Raw genomic sequence first — 16,652 nt, 5'->3', positions numbered from 1 at the left:
CGTTTTGCCTATTAAGACGTTAAGGAGCCCTTGCCAGCAACCTTAACAAATTCACTAGTTTCACGCTTTAACTGGTCAATTAATCGGCGTTTGATTGGATTTTTTGCCGTAATTAACCCAATGTAGCGGACAGGCTCAGGTGCGTTAAAATAACGAACGTTTTTTTGTCGCTCATTGCTGAGACAACGTAGCATGAGTTCGGGCAGGATGGTAGCTCCACCGTTTTCGTCAACCATTCGTCTCAGTGTCTCCAGGCTACCCGTATGATAGGCGTAATGTTGAAAGCCGTTGGTCTCCCTTTTTTGACAAATATCCAGAATCTGTTCCCGCATACAATGTCCTTCCTCTAATAGCCACAGATCCGTTGGGTGAATGTCCGCTGGGTTAATCAATTTATTTTTGACCAATCGGCTCTTATCGCCTACATACGCTACAAACTTTTCTGAATACAGCGTTGTCTCCAGGAACTGGTTTTCGTTCAGTGGCGTGGAAACGATGCCGCAATCGATGAGACCCAGTTTGAGTTTGTGAACGATCTGCTCAGTTGTTTCTTCCCAAATCATCAGCCTAATGCCGGGGTATTTGATTCGGAAGCGGTTTAGCAAATGAGGCATAAGGTACGGAGCTACCGTAGTAATCACACCGATCGCCAGTTCGCCTGCTACGTCATGGTGCTCATCCTGAGCGATCTCTTTGATCTTCTTATAATCATTCAGCAGTAGTCGTGCCCGTTCAATAATCTCGGCACCAATCTTTGTAGGCGTTACCGGCTGCTGATTTCGGTCGAATAATTTGACTCCGAGCAGGTCTTCCAGTTTTTGAATTTGTAAACTCAGGGTAGGCTGCGTGACAAAACAGCTACTGGCAGCTTTGTTAAAACTTCGGTAGGTGTCTACTGCCACGATGTATTCAAGTTGAACGATGGTCATGGAAGAATGGACGAAAAGCGGTTTGATGATTGCCTGTTTCGGTAAGTGGGGCGGGATAATTGGTCAACAGCTAGTGTCGTTACGTCTCGTTCCAATAGTACGAATCCGGATATAAGCGTTGACCAAATACAGCTGTTCCAACCCGAACCAACGTAGCGCCTTCTTCAATCGCCGTTTCAAAATCACCTGACATACCCATCGAGAGCGTTGAAAAGTCTGCTCCGGGCAAAGCCAGTTCCAGAGCCTGCTGTTGAATTTGTCGTAGGAGCCGAAAGCAGGGGCGTACCTGCTCGGCCTCAGCGGAAAATACGCCAATGGTCATCAGACCCCGTATCTGTAGTCGGTCAAGCTGATGAACAGCTCGTATCAAAGTAAGGGCGTCTTCAGGGGGTACTCCAAACTTGCTTGGCTCATAGGAGGTATTGACCTGAATATAAATCGGTAATGTCCGATCTTCGTACTCCAGGCGTTGTTGAAGTTGTTGGGCTAGTGACAGCCGGTCAACAGATTCGATCGTTTGCGCAAACCGGAGAGTATGCTTGATCTTGTTACGTTGCAGATGGCCAATCATATGCCATTCAGTCCCATAGGCAGCGAGGGCTTCCTGCTTACCGAGCGCTTCCTGTACCTTGTTCTCGCCCAGCAATCGTTCACCTGCTTCGAGCGCTATCTGAATCGTTTCGATAGGAACGGTTTTAGTAGCCAGTAGCAATTGAACAGTATCCGGTGAGCGGCCAATTCGCTCGCAGGCCAACTTAATCCGCTCCCGGATATAGCTCAGATTCCGGCGAATCACGTCCGCACCAATGAGCTCATTTGTGTGCATAGCGCATCCGCGAATTATGCGTATTTGACGGGGTAGCTACCTTGGTTATCTTCCTGTATCGGACATGAGTGGTCTGACGAGCTTTCCGGATAAAACGGTTCACAAGAAATGCCGCCAATGGATCGTAACCACTCATAACAGTTACCAGTACGTAAAAAGGCACGGGAATAAATACTATCCATTCAGTATAGAGGATTATGGGGACCAGAAAGGTGGCTCCTGCCAACCGCAGAATTATTTCGATATACCCCGTTACATTCGGTTTGATGTCGTTCATCGCTTTTCGGGATTAATGTGAAAATCAGCTGCGTTAGACCAAGAAAGTCTAACGCAGCTATTCATTTAGGCGCAAGCCGATAAAATGGCATTTAACTGAGCCTTTTCGTCAACCGTGAGTTTCGCTAAGGGAGCACGCAGCTCCCCTCCGTTGATTCCTTGCAGCTCCAGACCTGCCTGAATGGCGCGGGGCAGGCCCTTTTGCACAATGAATTGAAGCACGTCGAACTGTTGATAGAATGTCTGCTGAGCAGCGTTCCACAATCCACCCTGAAAGGCGTCGTAGAGCTTGATCGTCAACTCCGGAATCAGGTTGGGGGCGGCTGTGCACCAACCCCGTGCCCCGGCGGCAAAGGCAGCCAACGCGAGCGGATTGGAGCCGTTGAAGAACGCTACGTCCTCGCCTAACTGCCGACGCAGGTAGTGCATGCGCTGTATGTCCCCGGTACTTTCCTTAATCATCGTCACGTTGGGGATACGTAGCAGTCGCTTCAAAAGCGCTGGTGACATATCCACGCCACCGGTAGCCGGATTGTTGTAGGCCATGATCGGAATGGAAATGGCTTTAGCTACTGTATCGTAATGGGCTACGATCTCGTCATCGGTCAGTCGCCAGTAACTCATAGGAATGATCATAACAGCGGTCGCACCAGCCCGCTCGGCAAACCGGGCGTGGTAAACGGTACGTTCGGTCGTCAGATTGGACACGCCTACCAGGACTGGCACGCGGCCTTTAACCTGCTGAATCGTTGCTTCGGTTAGCGATTCTTTTTCTTCGTCGGTCAGGTAGGGCAGCACGCCGGTACTACCCAGCGGGGCAATTCCATGTGAGCCGGTAACAATCAGCCGTTCAACCAGCGATTTAAATAAATCGACATCGACTTTACCTTCCTGATCAAAGGGAGTAATGGGGTAGGCGATAACGCCGTGAAAGAGTACGTTTGTCATAGTAGTGGTGGAAAAGGCTGGGACTAGAGCGTCCCAGCCGGGTTTTATAAATCGCGTCCTTCTTCTTCGCGCAGGGCGACACCCAGATTCTGTAATTGAGGGGCGTTTTCACAGGCCAGATACCGGGCTGATTCTGTGGCGCTTGTATTCTGATGACGGTGCCAGGCCCAGGAAGGGATGTAGACGGCATCACCGGCCTGCCACTCTATCCGTTCGCCCTCAATCTCCGTCCACCCCTGCCCTTCCAGCACGTAAAGCACTGTTTCGTAGGTGTGCCGATGCTGATTGGTCAATTGATCAGGCAATAAACCGCCAATGGTCATGCTAACGTTCTTGGTGGGCAGATCGACAAAAAATACCGGGTGCTTCCGTTCAGTCGAAAACTGACTATGCCCACCGGCCTGTTCGACATTGCGGTGAACCAGCTTGTCGGGGCGCTGAAACTGGGGGCGTGCGTAGGTTTTGTGAAAATCGCCGGACGAGAAAGTCGCGTCCTTGGCGGGAGCTTGCTGAGTTTCCATATGCGTTCTTGATTTAATTGACTCGTCATCGTTTCCTGAAATGACAATGCAAAATTGCCGTACCTTTGGTCCATCTTTGTCATCCAGTTTTTCTAAATACACATGGGCCAGTTACGACCGTGGACGTTGAACCTATCCCTGGATTGGAAGGGGGCTCAGCCGATTTACCTGCAGATTGCCGATTATCTGCGCGAAGAAATACACCGGGGAAGGTTACTCCCTGGTAACGCTTTACCGGGGAGTCGTAGCCTGGCCGATCAGCTGAGCGTTAACCGGAAAACGGTTGTCATGGCCTATGAGCAGCTTCTTTCAGAAGGATGGATTGTTAGCCACGATAAGAGCGGTACGTTCGTTTCAGCTGAACTGCCCCAGTCTCCTGTATCACCGAACAAAGCAGAGCAGGTAGCTCAGCACCTACCGTCGCTTCTTACCTCGGACTTGCCAACTCGTTCACCATCACTGGGAACCGCACCAAGCGTCGTTTTTACGGATGGCATTCCGGACGTCCGATTGGCTCCGCTTGATCAATTGGCTCAGGCATACCGCCGAATTTTCAATCAGAAAGCACGCTGGCGATTAATGGGCTACGGCAGCATGCAAGGTGATGAGCGGCTCCGGCAAGCTATTTCGACTATGCTTGGGCTGCATCGGGGAATTCGCGTGGCTGCTGATGCGATTTTGATTACCCGAGGTAGCCAAATGGCCCTTTACCTGACCGCGATGAAACTCATACAGCCGGGTGACGTAGTACTGGTGGAAAATCCAGGTTACGCCCCCGCCTGGGACGCCTTTCGGCAAGCCGGAGCCAGGTTGATGCCAGTACCCGTTGACAAGGCTGGTATAGTGGTTGAGCAGGTTGAATCCATCTGTCAACAGCAACGAGTTAAGGCATTATTGGTGACGCCCCAGCATCAATTTCCTACGACCGTAACCCTGAAAGCAGACCGGCGATTGGCCATACTGGAACTCCGTGAACGGTACGGTTTTACGCTCATTGAGGATGATTACGACCACGATTTTCATTACGGCGTCAAGAGTCCACTCCCACTGGCCAGCTACGAAGCAAACGAGTCAACCGTTTACATTGGCTCGCTGAGTAAACTAATTGCCCCTGCCGTCCGGATCGGCTTTATGACAGGACCACCAGCTTTAATTGAGTCCATGGCTCAGTTGCGCTCGATTATTGACAGGCAGGGTGATATTGTACTCGAACAGGCGGTGGCGGGGTTGATGGAAACGGGCGAAATCCAAAAACACGCCCGGCGCGCCCTGACCATTTATCGGGGGCGTCACCAGGCGATGGGCGATTTACTCCATCACTATTTGGGTGATCAGGTAATCGTTCAGCCGCCTGAGGGTGGCCTGGCTTACTGGGTTCCTTTTCGACAACCGGTTGATTTACTACAGCTCCAACATCAGTTGGCCATCCGAGGTGTTAGCACCATTGATACCAATCGATTTTCATTCCATAGTCAATCATTGAATGCCTTACGGCTTGGCTTTGCGTCGCTAACAAGCGACGAAATGGAGCAGGGAATTAGCGCTTTACAAACCGCATTGGCATATGTGTGATTAACAGATAGATTTTATCAATACCCTATTGAGAATAAGTATATCCCCGTTTTATATTTAGTTAGGAGTCCTAACTATACTTGCGTCGGATTTTAACTCATTCAACATGCAAGTTTCAGTTTATGATACCTACGTTACTCGCACAGACGGGGTACTGATGCACTTTGATATTCTGGTGCCAACCACACTGACTGATGTAGACACGATTCATCAGTATGGTCAGGACTATCTAGCCACTAAGGGCAGGGTGGCCAACCGCTGACAACCAAAGAATGCCACTTCTGTCACATTGAGCAGGCGACTGAGGCCACAACCTCTTCCATTCGTGATAAAGGCTTTTCCATCATCGAAATGCAGGGTTGCTAAATGCCAGTCGCTGCATTTTCCTGAATAAAACTCTCGATTTTATTAATTACCTCATACCATGTACAAATCACTAAACACTACGTTGTTCGCCCTTGGACTAGTCACTTCGGTCGCTACCGCCCAAACCCACTCGCCGGCTGCGGCCTACAACAACGCCGACTTCACTATTCAGGCAGCCAGTATTACGTATGACAATACACTGGACATGCTGATCTTTGACATAAAGGTTAAAGGAAATGCTGGGCGCACGGTCCCTAAACCCATCGGTAGTATGAACGGTGCACCCGTTTTAGCCTACGTGTTTCCGACGACGCTCAAACCAACCGACGTAGGCTTTTCGAACACCGAGGGTATCGTGGCGATGGGTCTTACCTCACACCCTGACATGGATGATACCCCCCTATGGGACGAGAACAACGACGGTATTTTCGACAACGATGGCGTAGTCTGGCACCCGCATTGGGTCGTGCTGACTAAGGACAGTCGGGTGCCGGGTGGTTTGAGTGTAAAGGAGTTTAAAAAAGAAGACAAAGCCGTTACATTGCCGAAAACGGCACCGGGTGTACCGATGTATTTTGACTCGCCGGGCTACAATGTGGTGACGCGGGGACAATCGATTCGGATGGGAGTGCCTCTATACCGAATAAATAACCGAAAGGATTTCAACTTTGACGCCGTCAGCTGTTACATGGAAATGAGTATGGGAGGCTCACACGCTAACCATGAGTCATCGTCAGCCAAACCAACGCTGGGCGTGTATGCCGTGTATTCAGTCTTATCTGGCAAATTAACCCTGCCCTATACTGTTAAAAAATAACATGGTCCGCTACGTTGCCAAGTGGTGGTTTCCGATGGCGTGACAACGTAGCGGACTTATACGTAAGAAGCGACGCTCTTCTGGCCTATACACCTTTTTTCTCCAATTAATAACTAAACGAACCCCTACTTTAATGGATACCATCAGCTTGATCCCCAATAACAGCCTCCTAACAGCCAACCCTGAGGAAGGCCGGCAATTAGCCATAAAAATGGCCAGACTCATTATTAAGGCTACCCAGCCCGATGAACAAAAACGCCAGCAACTCCGGGACGTATATGCCAATGACGCCCTGATGCTGATCGCTATTGGGCAAACCGTTGCCACGGAGTTCGCTACGATTGCAGCCGCTAACCACTACTGGCGATGAACGATCTAACGGCGTATCGTACGTATCTGGATGGATTGATAAGCAATCGCCTGTACGTAAAAGTCCAATATTTTACCGAGCTTCACGAGCTCATAGCCATAAATGCGCTCGTAGCAAGCCTGGAAACAGACGGGGAAGATCCGATAGTCCGTCTTTCTTCTGGGGAGCAAATTCCCTTAACCCGGTTGGTAAGCGCTAGTGGGCATTTTTCGCCTGGCTATGAGGGCTACGCTCCTTTTTGTGAAACCTGCGATTGTTAAATGAATGACTCTGTTTTTAACCTGGATCAACAAAATAGGTCGGTCGATGCCAAGATTGTGGTGGGTCTGGAACGGCTGGGAGAAGTTTTCCGGACGTTGCTCTGGCAGCAGAGCCGTGAAACAGGATTAAGTCCAATTCAGATTCAGCTGCTTCTTTTCCTGGCCTCTCATGGGTCAGACAAGGGTAAAATAGGGTATCTGGCCGCCGAGTTTAACCTGACCAAGCCAACGATCAGTGATGCGGTGAAAGTGCTGGCCCAGAAAGAGTTGGTGATGCGAATCGATGATCCGACGGATAGCCGTAGTCATAGCTTACAACTAACGCTGGCAGGGCAACGAATTGTCGATCAGACGAGTGGCTTTGCGGGCGTGCTGAGCCAGTTAGTTGGCCAGTTAGACGGAGTACATAAAACAGCCCTTTATGAAAGTATATTTTCGCTTATCTATGGTTTACATCAACGCAGTTTGATCACGATCCAACGCATGTGTAAGACCTGCATGCATTACCAATACGATGGCCAGATTCACTATTGTGGTCTGTTAAACATACCTCTGGAAGCCGACCTCCTCCGCCTGGATTGTCCTGAACATACACTTTTGTAAACAGCCTTGGAACCAGATAGAGCCACGGTGATCGGTACCACTGGGCATATTTTAAAAGTGTAGACTAACTGACACTATAAATGGAAGATTCTCTTAAAACCCTCCTAAAATTGATTCTGAGGGCAAGTGTTGAAGTTACAGTTATCCCTTTTACCAAGTTAGCCTGCTTTACCTCAACGATTCAATAACCGATGCTGATACCCAATAAATATCACCCTCTCTTGAAAAGAAAAAGTACTTCCCGTCTGCTGTCACAAAGGGGCAAAACTCATCGCCACTCGTATTGATCCCAGCGCCCATATTCTTGCCCTGTTGCCATTGGCCCGTTTTACTTTTGAAGCTGATGTATAAATCCCCACTACCGTTCCCGCTCGGCCGCTCAGCACAGAAAATGATATAGTCCTGATCGGGTGAGACAAATACATCGGCCTCATAGTATACGGAGTTTACGGCACTGGGTAGTTTGCGGGAAGTCTGAAAGGCGCCCTTCACATAGGAGGAAAACCGGATGTCATAATTCTTATCCGAAGACGGGCTGGTACCACCATTGGAGGAAAAGTACATGGTACCTTCTTTAGTAAACGACATGTAATATTCGTTCTTTGGCGTATTTATGGCTGGGCCAACATTAATCGGCACCGTCGACCAGCCTCCTTTTTTTCGCTCGATGTACCAAATATCAAAATCCTTTTTAGGGCCATATCCACCGGTTGCTTGATCCGAAATAAAGTACAACCGATTTCCATCCGGTGACAAAAACGGATCATTATATTCATATTGATCGCTGGCCAGCAGGGTGATGGGGCTTGTCCAAACATTGTTTTCAAACCGGATAGATCGGATCTGCGGCTTTGCGTTGCTGATTACTGCATAGAAAAGCTCCCGACCGTCTTTGGAGAAGACTGATCCGTATTCATAGTAATCGATTTGTGAAACTAGCTTCGGGGCAAAAACGATTGGAACTAAACCGGGTGGCTTCTGGGCTAAATACTGGGATGATAGGGGTGGCGGGGTTTGGGCCAGTAAGATATTAGCGGCTACTAGCATTAGTAGTGTAATCAACAACCAAGTTCTTTTCAGATAAGTCGATTGCATAATGAAGGGATAGGATTTAGCGAGCAAAGACAGGTTTTCAAAGATAACTAATTAATTAGTTATTTATTTAACGTATGGATTAGTTGATAGTCTTTGCGTAAATCCAACGAATTGAGGCTCAATGATGGCCCAGCTATTTGAACTGCTATCGTACTGATACAGGTAAACCCACTAGCCGCATTTTATTCCAGCTGGATATAACCAGTTAGTACCTAGTCAAGCTAGTGTGCCGGCCATTGGGGGCATGATCTCCTACAAGGCTCCTCAATAAGACGATGTAGCTTTCACGTGTTTGCTTCTTAAATTGGGCGTTTAAAGAAGCGGCAAACGACAAGAATCTTCGTCCTGCATAAGCTATTTACCGACTCCTAGTTTGTTGATTCGTGCATCCTGTATCGCCAACCTGATAGCCGAAATGACTAAACCAGGGTCATCCCGATGAACAAAGTGACCAGCAGAAGCACTATAAAAAAAACGACCCTTAGGTACGGTGTTGACAAACTGTATCCAACGTTCAATCCGATGGTTCGTCTTGGCATGAAACAACGCTTCGTCAATGGGTTTAGCAGTTGGAAACGACTCAAAGCGACCACTGGTGATGAAGCTGACGGGTATAGTAGGCAGGGGCTTATCCCGGAACTCAGCCCACTCAGATCGTCTTAACTCAAACAAAACCCGTAGTTCTTCCCGGAGTGAAGGAGGCATGTTAGGATTGGCTTTAAAGGGCTGGGTTCGGCGCTGGGTCAGCGCGCTATCCACCTGAGCCTGGCTCATGCCAACATCCAGCATATATTGGCCATGATGCGCAATCATCTCCGTGAAGTCGGCTGGGTCAATAATGACGAGTCCCGCCAGTTCCTGGGGATAGTAGACCGCAAATCCTCGTACATAAGCGCCCCCCAGGGAGTGCCCCACCAGTATATAGGGTGGCTTGAGATGTAAGGCTTGCAAGATTCGGCGGAGTTTATCGGCGATATTCTTGACGGTAGGCATCTGTTGGTCAGGCTCCGAATCACCCACCCCTGGCCGGTCATAAGCGACTACAGGTGCTAGCTTGCTGACGTCATTAAGGATTGGATCCCAATGTCCCATGGGTGTACCAAAGCCACTCTCAAAGACGAGGATGGGTTGGGCTTGCTGTCTGGTTTCTAATCCTGAAGTTCGTATCGCTATCTGCGTGCCGTCGATGCTAATTTTTTGGGTTTGGGCATACCCACTGGTACAAAAACTAATGAGAATGAATAGCCCTAGTTTCTTCATGAGGCCTAAAGGTTAGTGTAGCCTATAAGATGCTCACTGTGGTTTAAATCCACAAGATGGAGCTAAGAAAAGTTGTCTACTCTATGCACGATGAAGAAGGGGGCTCTTGTTGCAATGGGGCGAAAACTATCCGTTTAAAACGGCTCCGGCTGCCCGGCGCAACGGCGATTGTGAGACTTAGGATGGGCAGCTTCTAATTCTAGTTAAAATGAGCGTTTTAGGAGAATCTATAAAAGAGGGTTCAGCAATGGATAAAAGTGCGTACTTCGACTCATGGAAGCTTCAATCAACAAAGAACTGATATTTTACCAATTCGCCCGGAACATATCGCCACTTCAGGATTACATCATTGGAAGATGGTGTTTAGCGTAGTCCAACGAAGAGCAATATTATGCCTGGTTTGCCGAATGGGAGCAGACCCATTTACAGTATGTCTCTCGAACCGAAGAAGCTGTTTAAGGGTAGAAACAATTCATTTCGCATAATCCATATTAGTGACGAGTAAATCGGATTGCCCAACAATGATAGAAACCGGACTGTTGATTATACCAAAACTGGACTATTTAAGTAGCCCGGTTTGAAGTTACCTTTGTGGCAACGGCAAAAACAAATTCGATACATCTTGCCGCTCTATTCCGGCTGCTCAGCCGGAGAAACATTATCTTTGCCCAATGATAAGCCACCTATATGGGTGGCCTATCGATCAGGAGGACGACCTCCCCCACCGTGGGAAACGATCCGGGACGGCCCGACCTAATCACGGTCAATGCCATGTCCTGGATTTATTTGTTTTTAGCGGGCCTGCTGGAAATTTTGTGGGCCTACTTCATGAAACAATCAGCGGGTTTCACCCGGCTTGTTCCCTCCCTGATTACCGCTGTTGCCCTGATCGCCAGTTTTGCCCTGTTGGCCCTGGCTATGCGTACCCTTCCTCTAGGCACCGCTTACACCGTCTGGACGGGCATTGGTGCGGTAGGTGCATTTTGGGTGGGTGTCTGGGTATTTGGCGAACCCGTCAACGCGGCTCGCCTGATCGCTGCCGGGCTGATTGTAGCTGGGCTGTTGCTAATGAAACTTTCTTCAAAGTGAACCTATAGATGAACACGGAACCAATCACAATTCGTAAAGCCGAAGGGAGCGACCTGGTCACGGTGCAGCAGATCGGACGAGAAACCTTTTTTGAGACGTTCGCAGCGGCCAATACCGAAGCGGATATGCAAAAATATCTGCGGGAGAATTTTAGTGATGCCAACGTTTCGGCGGAGCTGAGCAACCCTCATTCTGAATTCTTCATTGCCTGGGCGGGCGAAGCGCCCGTTGGGTGTCTGAAAATCAATACCGGCCAGGCACAAACTGAACCACAAGGCGAAACGGCCTTAGAGATCGAGCGCATTTACGTCAAGAACGCCTATCACGGCAACAAGGTGGGACAACTGCTTTATGAGCGGGCCTTGACGATTGCTCGGCAGCAAAACAAAACTTGCCTATGGCTGGGTGTGTGGGAAGAAAATCCGAAAGCAATCCGCTTCTATGAAAAGAATGGCTTTGTCGCCTTCGACAAACACATCTTCCAATTTGGTGATGACGCCCAAACCGACATACTGATGAACAAGGAACTGGCTGATTAGTTGGCCAGTATCGCATGCCATGTAATTGCTATAAGTAAGGTGTTCCTTAAAATGCCCTATTTCTGAGCAGTTAGTACTGTCTTAGCGATGATGGTACCAAGTTATCTACTCGATTCTCAAATTGCCGTCTGCTTCGGCGGTCCGGTCACAAATCAATGTATAAAAAACGTAGGTATGGATGAGTTTGTAATACACTATAGAGCGCCTAAATTGACCCTAAGACGACTGGGAGAGGTGGCTAATTCCATACCACTGGTGGGCGGTATTAAATTTGACTGAACGTCTTAAAAGCAACAGACCGACGCGGGTGGGCATCGGTCTGGGCAAATGAGGGATAAATTTATTGGCTATTTCTTCTCTAATAGTTGTTTCACCATCGCCTTGAGTTCGGTCATTTCCGTTTCGAGCTGCTGAATTTTTTGCTGATCTTGTTGACGATTAACCTTTTCAATCTTTGCTTTTTTTTCCAACTGAATACTGTACAGCGTTAGTTCTTCAATCTTTTCCAACAACTTTGCATCGGTCTTATGCAGATCGTTGCCCTTTTCCACCATCTCTTTGGCCGAAGGAATGCCTGGAAGGTGAGCATGAGCATGAATGTATTTTTCTACCTCAGATAGTGGCTTGAGCGTATAACCGGATGTAAACACGTAGTCGCTCCAATCTGAGGTGTTCTTCACAGCCACTTTTACTTTCTCCGTCAAAATCCCATCCTCCACAAACAGCTTGTAACCCGATGGTGTTCGTGCTACGTTACTGCCAATGATTACGGCATCGTTTTGGGTGCTCTGTAAGAACGAACCTTTCCGTTGCCAGAGCGATTCCGTTACACCTTCGCGGGCTGAATTGTTCATACTCGCCATGACCACATCGCCCTGCTCGTTGACCGACAGAAACTTGGTCTGGTTGAGGGCGGTGGCGGGCGAGTAATTGTTGAGGTTGGTCAGCCGCAGGCCCGATTGGTTGGCCACGCCTTTGGTGATTTCAAGGGTATTGTTAGGAGCTGTGTTGCCAATGCCAACTCGGGTTCCAGCGCCAGCCTGCCCCAAAATAACGGCATTACTGGCAGTCGCAATAGCGTTTACGCCAATAGCCGTTGAATGGTTGACAATTAACGTACTCGATGTAGTCCCAGCCCCGAACCCAATAAAGGTGTTATACTCACCAGAAATATTACCAGCGTAGCCAGCCGCTCGTCCTATATACGTGTTATTCTGCCCAGTGACATTGCCATAACCCGAACCATCGCCAATGAACGTATTTCCTAAGCCAGTCGTATTACTCAAGCCCGAACCATTACCAATAAACAAGTTATAACTTCCGTTACTGTTGGCTCCAGCTAATTGACCCATAAATAGATTGCCGATGCCAGTGGTGTTATGATAACCTGTTTGCGAGCCAATGAATACGTTGGCACTAGCTGTCGTATTCTTGTATCCAGCCTCGTACCCTACAAATACATTGTTGCTGACTGATCCGTTGGAGAAACCTGCCGTGGTACCAACAAAGGCATTGTTATTTCCTGAGTTACCATTATAACCCGTTAAATTGCCTAAAAACACATTATTCGTGCCGGTCGAGTTTGTCCCCGCGTTACTACCCACAAACGTATTCGAGGAACCTGTGGAACCGAAGAACCCCGCATTGTAGCCTACATACGTATTACCCGCCCCCGTGGTATTAAGTTGGCCTGCTCTTGAGCCAATGAAGGTATTATAATTAGCCGCATTGTTTTTATTGCCCGCCGTGTAGCCAATAAACGTGTTGTCACTTCCTGAGGTGTTGTTAACGCCCGTACTAGCCCCAAAAAATGCATTGTAACTGCCCGTGTAGTTACCTACACCGGCCGAAATGCCAAAAAATGAATTCCAATTACCGGTGGTATTGCTACTACCGGCGTAACTGCCCATAAACGAATTTGAGCCACCTGTGGTGTTTTGGGAGCCTGCCAAGTGGCCCACAAATGAGTTATGATAACCATCTGTATTTTTAGTGCCTGCCTGGTAGCCCACAAAAGAATTATACATACCAACCGTATTAGCCAAGCCCGCTTCAAAGCCCATAAATACGTTATTTCCACCCGTCGTGTTACTGGTACCGGCATTGTTTCCAAGAAATACGTTAAAGAAACCTGTCATGGCCGGATTCCCCGCACTGGGTCCTACTAGGGTGTTGTTTCCACCGGGAACCGCTGCGTTAGCTGTCCGTTGCACATAGTTGTTTTGGGCCCAGGAAAGGTTACTACTCAGGCACGCAAAGAATAGAAAACCGTAAAGAGGTTTCATGTGAATGTAATTAGGTTAAAACAAGATTAAAGATAAACGTACCGCTTGTGAGAACCAATAGGTTGTTGTATTCTATGTGAAATAGCTTATCCATTGATGAATCGAAAATGTTTGGGGGCAATAGCGGGCTATTCTGGTAAGCACGACAAGTCATTGATTGGCCAAAAAAAAGCAGATGAGCACCACCCGTCTGCTTTTAACTTGTATCCACACCATACGAAGAAGTAGTAGTTTCTTTTGGTTATTGGGCTAGGTAAGAGAAGGCTTCAGTTGTCCATGCAAATACCTTTCGTCAGCCAGAAGGGACATCGCCGGGGATTTAGCGGAAATGATAGGATGATATAGGGGTAATCCAGCTCTGTTTCGAAATCTACTATTAGCCGAGATCTGATCCCGGTTGTCAAGCGACATTTCCGTGGTTAGCCACTGGTACCCTAACTTCAAACCTACATTGGACATTAGATAAACACGGGCGCATAGCTCAGTGGTTAACATGCCTCGATCATAATCACCCAGGAATTTGAGATTAAACCGGGTCGGGGAGGTTTGCTGAAAAGCATCTGGTCCTTGAAAGGGTTTCTGTACGGTTCGGCCAAGGGAGTCTGTCTGGTTAAAAAGCCCAGTAGACGAATAGACACGACCCACAAGGGAGCGGCCTAAAAATGTAAAACCGAGTAGGTCTACGCTAGCTCCCAATTGCAGTCTCCCAACATTCCACTCCGCCCGGAGCCCTATATTTACTGTGGTTTGTGACAGACGAGCAAAGCACACCGTATCAATCCTATTTATTCGAGTCAGCCGCGCGGGAGCGGTGTAGTAACTCAGATTATTGCCTTAAAATGCACTAATTCGTGCTATCCACCCAATCCAAAGGGCTTCGCTCGTTGTCAGCTTAGTAAGTTCGTAATAGGTTAGGCTGGGGTTGATGTTGTCTTTCTTGATGGCAAGCGCCATATCCAGGCCGCCACTTAATCCTCCTCTTACAGCGAATTTTTTGTTACCCACGGATTGACACAGAGCTGTTTCAGTTAGACGGAGCAGTGATGTCAGAAGGAGGAACATTAAACAACGGCTAGGAGACATCATTGTCGAACAATCAGTTAGTTTCAACCTGTTAAAAGCTTGGCTGAGCTACAAACGAACGCTTTCTTATCTCGTTTTGGAAAGCAGTTATAAGATCAAGTCAGCTACAAAAAATAACCTTTATACAACCTTTACTTACTTGACTCTTTAAATGAGACTTGCCCGGTTTTGTGGGCGCGATACGTGGTGACCGCTTCTTCATAAATCCGTAGGCCAGGGATCACTCGAACCCCACTAGCGATATCGGCTTTGATGGCCGCTTCATCAATCACCCAGTAACCATTCGGTACTTGGTTGGGGTCAATAATCTCAAAGCTCCATTTCATTTGTACACCCTTCGGTAAAGCCAGCACGGCTAATTCCGGCGTTAGCCAGTCTGGATAGTTGCTAATCGAGACCTGCTCATTCAGCGCTTCCTGTTGGTGCTGTCGAATCCGCAGTAACTCCCGATTGTAATGCTCGACAGCATCTTTTAGGGGTTGCATCGCTTGGTGAATGGGCGCGGTCAGCTCTTTTTCCAGCTCCATCCAGTCCTGTTTCTGCTCGTCAAGCTGACGAGTGATCTTAAGCCGTTCGGTACTGACGAGTTTGATGAGCTGATAGCCCTGGGCAACATGATTACTTAGAGCTTCTTGCTGTTCAGGGGTGCCACAAATGGCAGGCTGTCGCCGAAGAAAGGCCACATAGTCGTTGATGGTCGACTGGAGCTGCTCACGTCCTGTCGACTCATTGAGTGCTAGGCTCTGGGCTGGGTTAGTTGAGGTATTCATACCCCTAAAAGCAAAAAAAGTACACAAATGTTAATGAACACCTATGTTCAAGCTTGAGAATTGACGTTTTAAAAGAGAGTATTCTGAGAATGTGCCTTCGATATTTTACTATCTGTTAAACTCTATCAGTAGCATACGAGTACTATCCCCAGAACGATTAGGCCGCTATAGCGGATAGAATTACCCCTTATTGGTAATCCAATGTACTCACCTGGAGTTCTCGCCACACAACGGCAGGATTAGGCCTCAAATTCAGTTCCACAAACGCCGTTTGTTGGCTGGGCCGACCCAACCCATCAAACTCATACCGATACATGGTAACCCGCCGATCCGGCCAGATGGAAGGTACCCCATTGAAGGATTCATAAAGCTCTGTTGTCTTCATCAACAAATTGCGACTAGGACGACCCCACAGGACCTTCTCAGGATTGGGTAGGCCGAGCTTAGTCAAATCGTACTCATATGTAGTAGTAGTACGGCTGGTCGGGTTTTGAGCAATCCGTTGGACAATATTGCCATTGACAACGGTCTGTTTTACGGTGGCGTTAGGCCCGTCTTGCCGGAAGACTAGATAACCGTCCTGATCATAGGTATTGTAGTTGATCGCGTAGCCCTGAGCGTTCAGGTCAAAGGGGGTGGGAAATAGAGGAAAGACACGCCGGTTAGTGTAAATGAGTTGGTTGTTTGTGTACTCATAGGAGACATCACCCCACTCATAGGTGTAGTCAGGTCGGTCTGGGTTCCTCGTCTCTATGTAAGTTAGTCGGCGTTGGGTATCGTAGCGATATATATCCTGACTACGGGTGAGGGGATAAAAGACCACATTTTGATAGAGGATGGATGGAGCCGTGGCGGTATCCGATCGAATTTTAGTGGTGCCCGATCCCTGATACGAAGCGGTCACTTTTTTGACCAACAGTAAATCTTGTGGATCGAGCGGGGTTGGTGCGGGCTCTCTACTGCATGCTCCGGCGAGGAGGGTGGCCCAAGTTAAAAGAAACGAAATGCGGTGTTGAGGTAGGCGCATACTAAGTGAGGATTTA

18 protein-coding genes and 1 pseudogene are annotated in these 16,652 nt (G+C 48.3%); 8 read left to right on the top strand and 11 right to left on the bottom strand.

The features are described from left to right. Positions 1–11 precede the first annotated feature (11 nt). The 5 genes from ACYVF1_RS29495 to ACYVF1_RS29475 all read right to left on the bottom strand — a co-directional run bounded on the left by ACYVF1_RS29495 (position 12) and on the right by ACYVF1_RS29475 (position 3,500). Positions 12–929: a LysR substrate-binding domain-containing protein gene (locus ACYVF1_RS29495; protein ID WP_461085806.1), complete on the bottom strand. Its 918-nt coding sequence runs from the start codon at positions 927–929 to the stop codon at positions 12–14. A 79-nt stretch (positions 930–1,008) separates the two neighbouring features. Continuing rightward, positions 1,009–1,755, bottom strand: a complete 747-nt coding sequence (locus ACYVF1_RS29490; protein WP_461085804.1) for a YggS family pyridoxal phosphate-dependent enzyme — start codon at positions 1,753–1,755, stop codon at positions 1,009–1,011. Further along, the gene (locus tag ACYVF1_RS29485; protein WP_461085802.1) at positions 1,742–2,032 is read right to left on the bottom strand and encodes a hypothetical protein; all 291 of its coding nucleotides are present in this window, start codon (positions 2,030–2,032) and stop codon (positions 1,742–1,744) included. Before ACYVF1_RS29485 ends, ACYVF1_RS29490 begins: the two co-directional genes overlap by 14 nt. 65 nt (positions 2,033–2,097) lie before the next feature. Continuing rightward, positions 2,098–2,979: a dihydrodipicolinate synthase family protein gene (locus ACYVF1_RS29480; protein WP_461085800.1), complete on the bottom strand. Its 882-nt coding sequence runs from the start codon at positions 2,977–2,979 to the stop codon at positions 2,098–2,100. Between the two features lie 44 nt (positions 2,980–3,023). Next, positions 3,024–3,500: a cupin domain-containing protein gene (locus tag ACYVF1_RS29475; RefSeq protein WP_461085798.1), complete on the bottom strand. Its 477-nt coding sequence runs from the start codon at positions 3,498–3,500 to the stop codon at positions 3,024–3,026. A 102-nt stretch (positions 3,501–3,602) separates the two neighbouring features. On the opposite strand from ACYVF1_RS29475, the gene pdxR reads away from it, so the two are divergent. The 6 genes and pseudogenes from pdxR to ACYVF1_RS29445 all read left to right on the top strand — a co-directional run bounded on the left by pdxR (position 3,603) and on the right by ACYVF1_RS29445 (position 7,488). Next, a complete protein-coding gene (gene pdxR / locus ACYVF1_RS29470; RefSeq protein WP_461085796.1) occupies positions 3,603–5,072 on the top strand; it encodes a MocR-like pyridoxine biosynthesis transcription factor PdxR in 1,470 nt (489 codons plus the stop codon). Positions 5,073–5,178: 106 nt separating this feature from the next. Beyond that, positions 5,179–5,438: pseudogene (locus ACYVF1_RS29465) on the top strand (DUF2024 family protein). A gap of 58 nt (positions 5,439–5,496) precedes the next feature. Beyond that, a complete protein-coding gene (locus ACYVF1_RS29460) occupies positions 5,497–6,255 on the top strand; it encodes a hypothetical protein (protein WP_461085794.1) in 759 nt (252 codons plus the stop codon). A gap of 133 nt (positions 6,256–6,388) precedes the next feature. Then, the gene (locus ACYVF1_RS29455; protein WP_461085792.1) at positions 6,389–6,625 is read left to right on the top strand and encodes a hexameric tyrosine-coordinated heme protein; all 237 of its coding nucleotides are present in this window, start codon (positions 6,389–6,391) and stop codon (positions 6,623–6,625) included. Further along, positions 6,622–6,885, top strand: a complete 264-nt coding sequence (locus ACYVF1_RS29450) for a hypothetical protein (protein ID WP_461085790.1) — start codon at positions 6,622–6,624, stop codon at positions 6,883–6,885. Before ACYVF1_RS29455 ends, ACYVF1_RS29450 begins: the two co-directional genes overlap by 4 nt. Next, positions 6,886–7,488, top strand: a complete 603-nt coding sequence (locus ACYVF1_RS29445) for a MarR family winged helix-turn-helix transcriptional regulator (protein ID WP_461085788.1) — start codon at positions 6,886–6,888, stop codon at positions 7,486–7,488. Positions 7,489–7,656: 168 nt separating this feature from the next. Here ACYVF1_RS29445 and ACYVF1_RS29440 read toward each other — a convergent pair whose 3' ends face one another. Together ACYVF1_RS29440 and ACYVF1_RS29435 are read right to left on the bottom strand one after the other, a co-directional pair. Next, on the bottom strand, positions 7,657–8,535 hold the full coding sequence (locus tag ACYVF1_RS29440) for a hypothetical protein (protein WP_461085786.1): 879 nt from the start codon (positions 8,533–8,535) through the stop codon (positions 7,657–7,659). Between the two features lie 402 nt (positions 8,536–8,937). Further along, positions 8,938–9,843: an alpha/beta fold hydrolase gene (locus tag ACYVF1_RS29435; RefSeq protein ID WP_461085784.1), complete on the bottom strand. Its 906-nt coding sequence runs from the start codon at positions 9,841–9,843 to the stop codon at positions 8,938–8,940. Positions 9,844–10,614: 771 nt separating this feature from the next. Here ACYVF1_RS29435 and ACYVF1_RS29430 point away from each other — a divergent pair. Both ACYVF1_RS29430 and ACYVF1_RS29425 read left to right on the top strand, forming a co-directional pair. After that, positions 10,615–10,932, top strand: a complete 318-nt coding sequence (locus ACYVF1_RS29430; RefSeq protein ID WP_461085783.1) for a DMT family transporter — start codon at positions 10,615–10,617, stop codon at positions 10,930–10,932. Positions 10,933–10,940: 8 nt separating this feature from the next. Continuing rightward, positions 10,941–11,471: a GNAT family N-acetyltransferase gene (locus tag ACYVF1_RS29425; RefSeq protein WP_461085781.1), complete on the top strand. Its 531-nt coding sequence runs from the start codon at positions 10,941–10,943 to the stop codon at positions 11,469–11,471. A 347-nt stretch (positions 11,472–11,818) separates the two neighbouring features. On the opposite strand, the gene ACYVF1_RS29420 is transcribed toward ACYVF1_RS29425, so the two are convergent. From ACYVF1_RS29420 to ACYVF1_RS29405, 4 genes are all read right to left on the bottom strand, one after another. Then, a complete protein-coding gene (locus ACYVF1_RS29420) occupies positions 11,819–13,756 on the bottom strand; it encodes an autotransporter outer membrane beta-barrel domain-containing protein (RefSeq protein ID WP_461085779.1) in 1,938 nt (645 codons plus the stop codon). Between the two features lie 834 nt (positions 13,757–14,590). Then, positions 14,591–14,818, bottom strand: a complete 228-nt coding sequence (locus ACYVF1_RS29415) for a hypothetical protein (RefSeq protein ID WP_461085777.1) — start codon at positions 14,816–14,818, stop codon at positions 14,591–14,593. A 152-nt stretch (positions 14,819–14,970) separates the two neighbouring features. Then, on the bottom strand, positions 14,971–15,609 hold the full coding sequence (locus ACYVF1_RS29410) for an exonuclease SbcCD subunit D C-terminal domain-containing protein (RefSeq protein WP_461085775.1): 639 nt from the start codon (positions 15,607–15,609) through the stop codon (positions 14,971–14,973). Positions 15,610–15,796: 187 nt separating this feature from the next. After that, positions 15,797–16,636: a hypothetical protein gene (locus ACYVF1_RS29405; protein WP_461085773.1), complete on the bottom strand. Its 840-nt coding sequence runs from the start codon at positions 16,634–16,636 to the stop codon at positions 15,797–15,799. Positions 16,637–16,652 lie beyond the last annotated feature (16 nt).

The organism is Spirosoma flavus, from assembly GCF_054778555.1.
The sequence above is the reverse complement of the archived record's forward strand: the minus strand, read 5'-3'. Positions and strand labels throughout refer to the sequence as shown.

Bases quoted from the DNA above. Each gene is read 5' to 3' on its own strand.
- ACYVF1_RS29495 (WP_461085806.1), bottom strand. From the start codon at position 929: ATGACCATCGTTCAACTTGAATACATCGTGGCAGTAGACACCTACCGA.
- ACYVF1_RS29490 (WP_461085804.1), bottom strand. From the start codon at position 1,755: ATGCACACAAATGAGCTCATTGGTGCGGACGTGATTCGCCGGAATCTG.
- ACYVF1_RS29485 (WP_461085802.1), bottom strand. From the start codon at position 2,032: ATGAACGACATCAAACCGAATGTAACGGGGTATATCGAAATAATTCTG.
- ACYVF1_RS29480 (WP_461085800.1), bottom strand. From the start codon at position 2,979: ATGACAAACGTACTCTTTCACGGCGTTATCGCCTACCCCATTACTCCC.
- ACYVF1_RS29475 (WP_461085798.1), bottom strand. From the start codon at position 3,500: ATGGAAACTCAGCAAGCTCCCGCCAAGGACGCGACTTTCTCGTCCGGC.
- pdxR (WP_461085796.1), top strand. From the start codon at position 3,603: ATGGGCCAGTTACGACCGTGGACGTTGAACCTATCCCTGGATTGGAAG.
- ACYVF1_RS29460 (WP_461085794.1), top strand. From the start codon at position 5,497: ATGTACAAATCACTAAACACTACGTTGTTCGCCCTTGGACTAGTCACT.
- ACYVF1_RS29455 (WP_461085792.1), top strand. From the start codon at position 6,389: ATGGATACCATCAGCTTGATCCCCAATAACAGCCTCCTAACAGCCAAC.
- ACYVF1_RS29450 (WP_461085790.1), top strand. From the start codon at position 6,622: ATGAACGATCTAACGGCGTATCGTACGTATCTGGATGGATTGATAAGC.
- ACYVF1_RS29445 (WP_461085788.1), top strand. From the start codon at position 6,886: ATGAATGACTCTGTTTTTAACCTGGATCAACAAAATAGGTCGGTCGAT.
- ACYVF1_RS29440 (WP_461085786.1), bottom strand. From the start codon at position 8,535: ATGCTAGTAGCCGCTAATATCTTACTGGCCCAAACCCCGCCACCCCTA.
- ACYVF1_RS29435 (WP_461085784.1), bottom strand. From the start codon at position 9,843: ATGAAGAAACTAGGGCTATTCATTCTCATTAGTTTTTGTACCAGTGGG.
- ACYVF1_RS29430 (WP_461085783.1), top strand. From the start codon at position 10,615: ATGTCCTGGATTTATTTGTTTTTAGCGGGCCTGCTGGAAATTTTGTGG.
- ACYVF1_RS29425 (WP_461085781.1), top strand. From the start codon at position 10,941: ATGAACACGGAACCAATCACAATTCGTAAAGCCGAAGGGAGCGACCTG.
- ACYVF1_RS29420 (WP_461085779.1), bottom strand. From the start codon at position 13,756: ATGAAACCTCTTTACGGTTTTCTATTCTTTGCGTGCCTGAGTAGTAAC.
- ACYVF1_RS29415 (WP_461085777.1), bottom strand. From the start codon at position 14,818: ATGTTCCTCCTTCTGACATCACTGCTCCGTCTAACTGAAACAGCTCTG.
- ACYVF1_RS29410 (WP_461085775.1), bottom strand. From the start codon at position 15,609: ATGAATACCTCAACTAACCCAGCCCAGAGCCTAGCACTCAATGAGTCG.
- ACYVF1_RS29405 (WP_461085773.1), bottom strand. From the start codon at position 16,636: ATGCGCCTACCTCAACACCGCATTTCGTTTCTTTTAACTTGGGCCACC.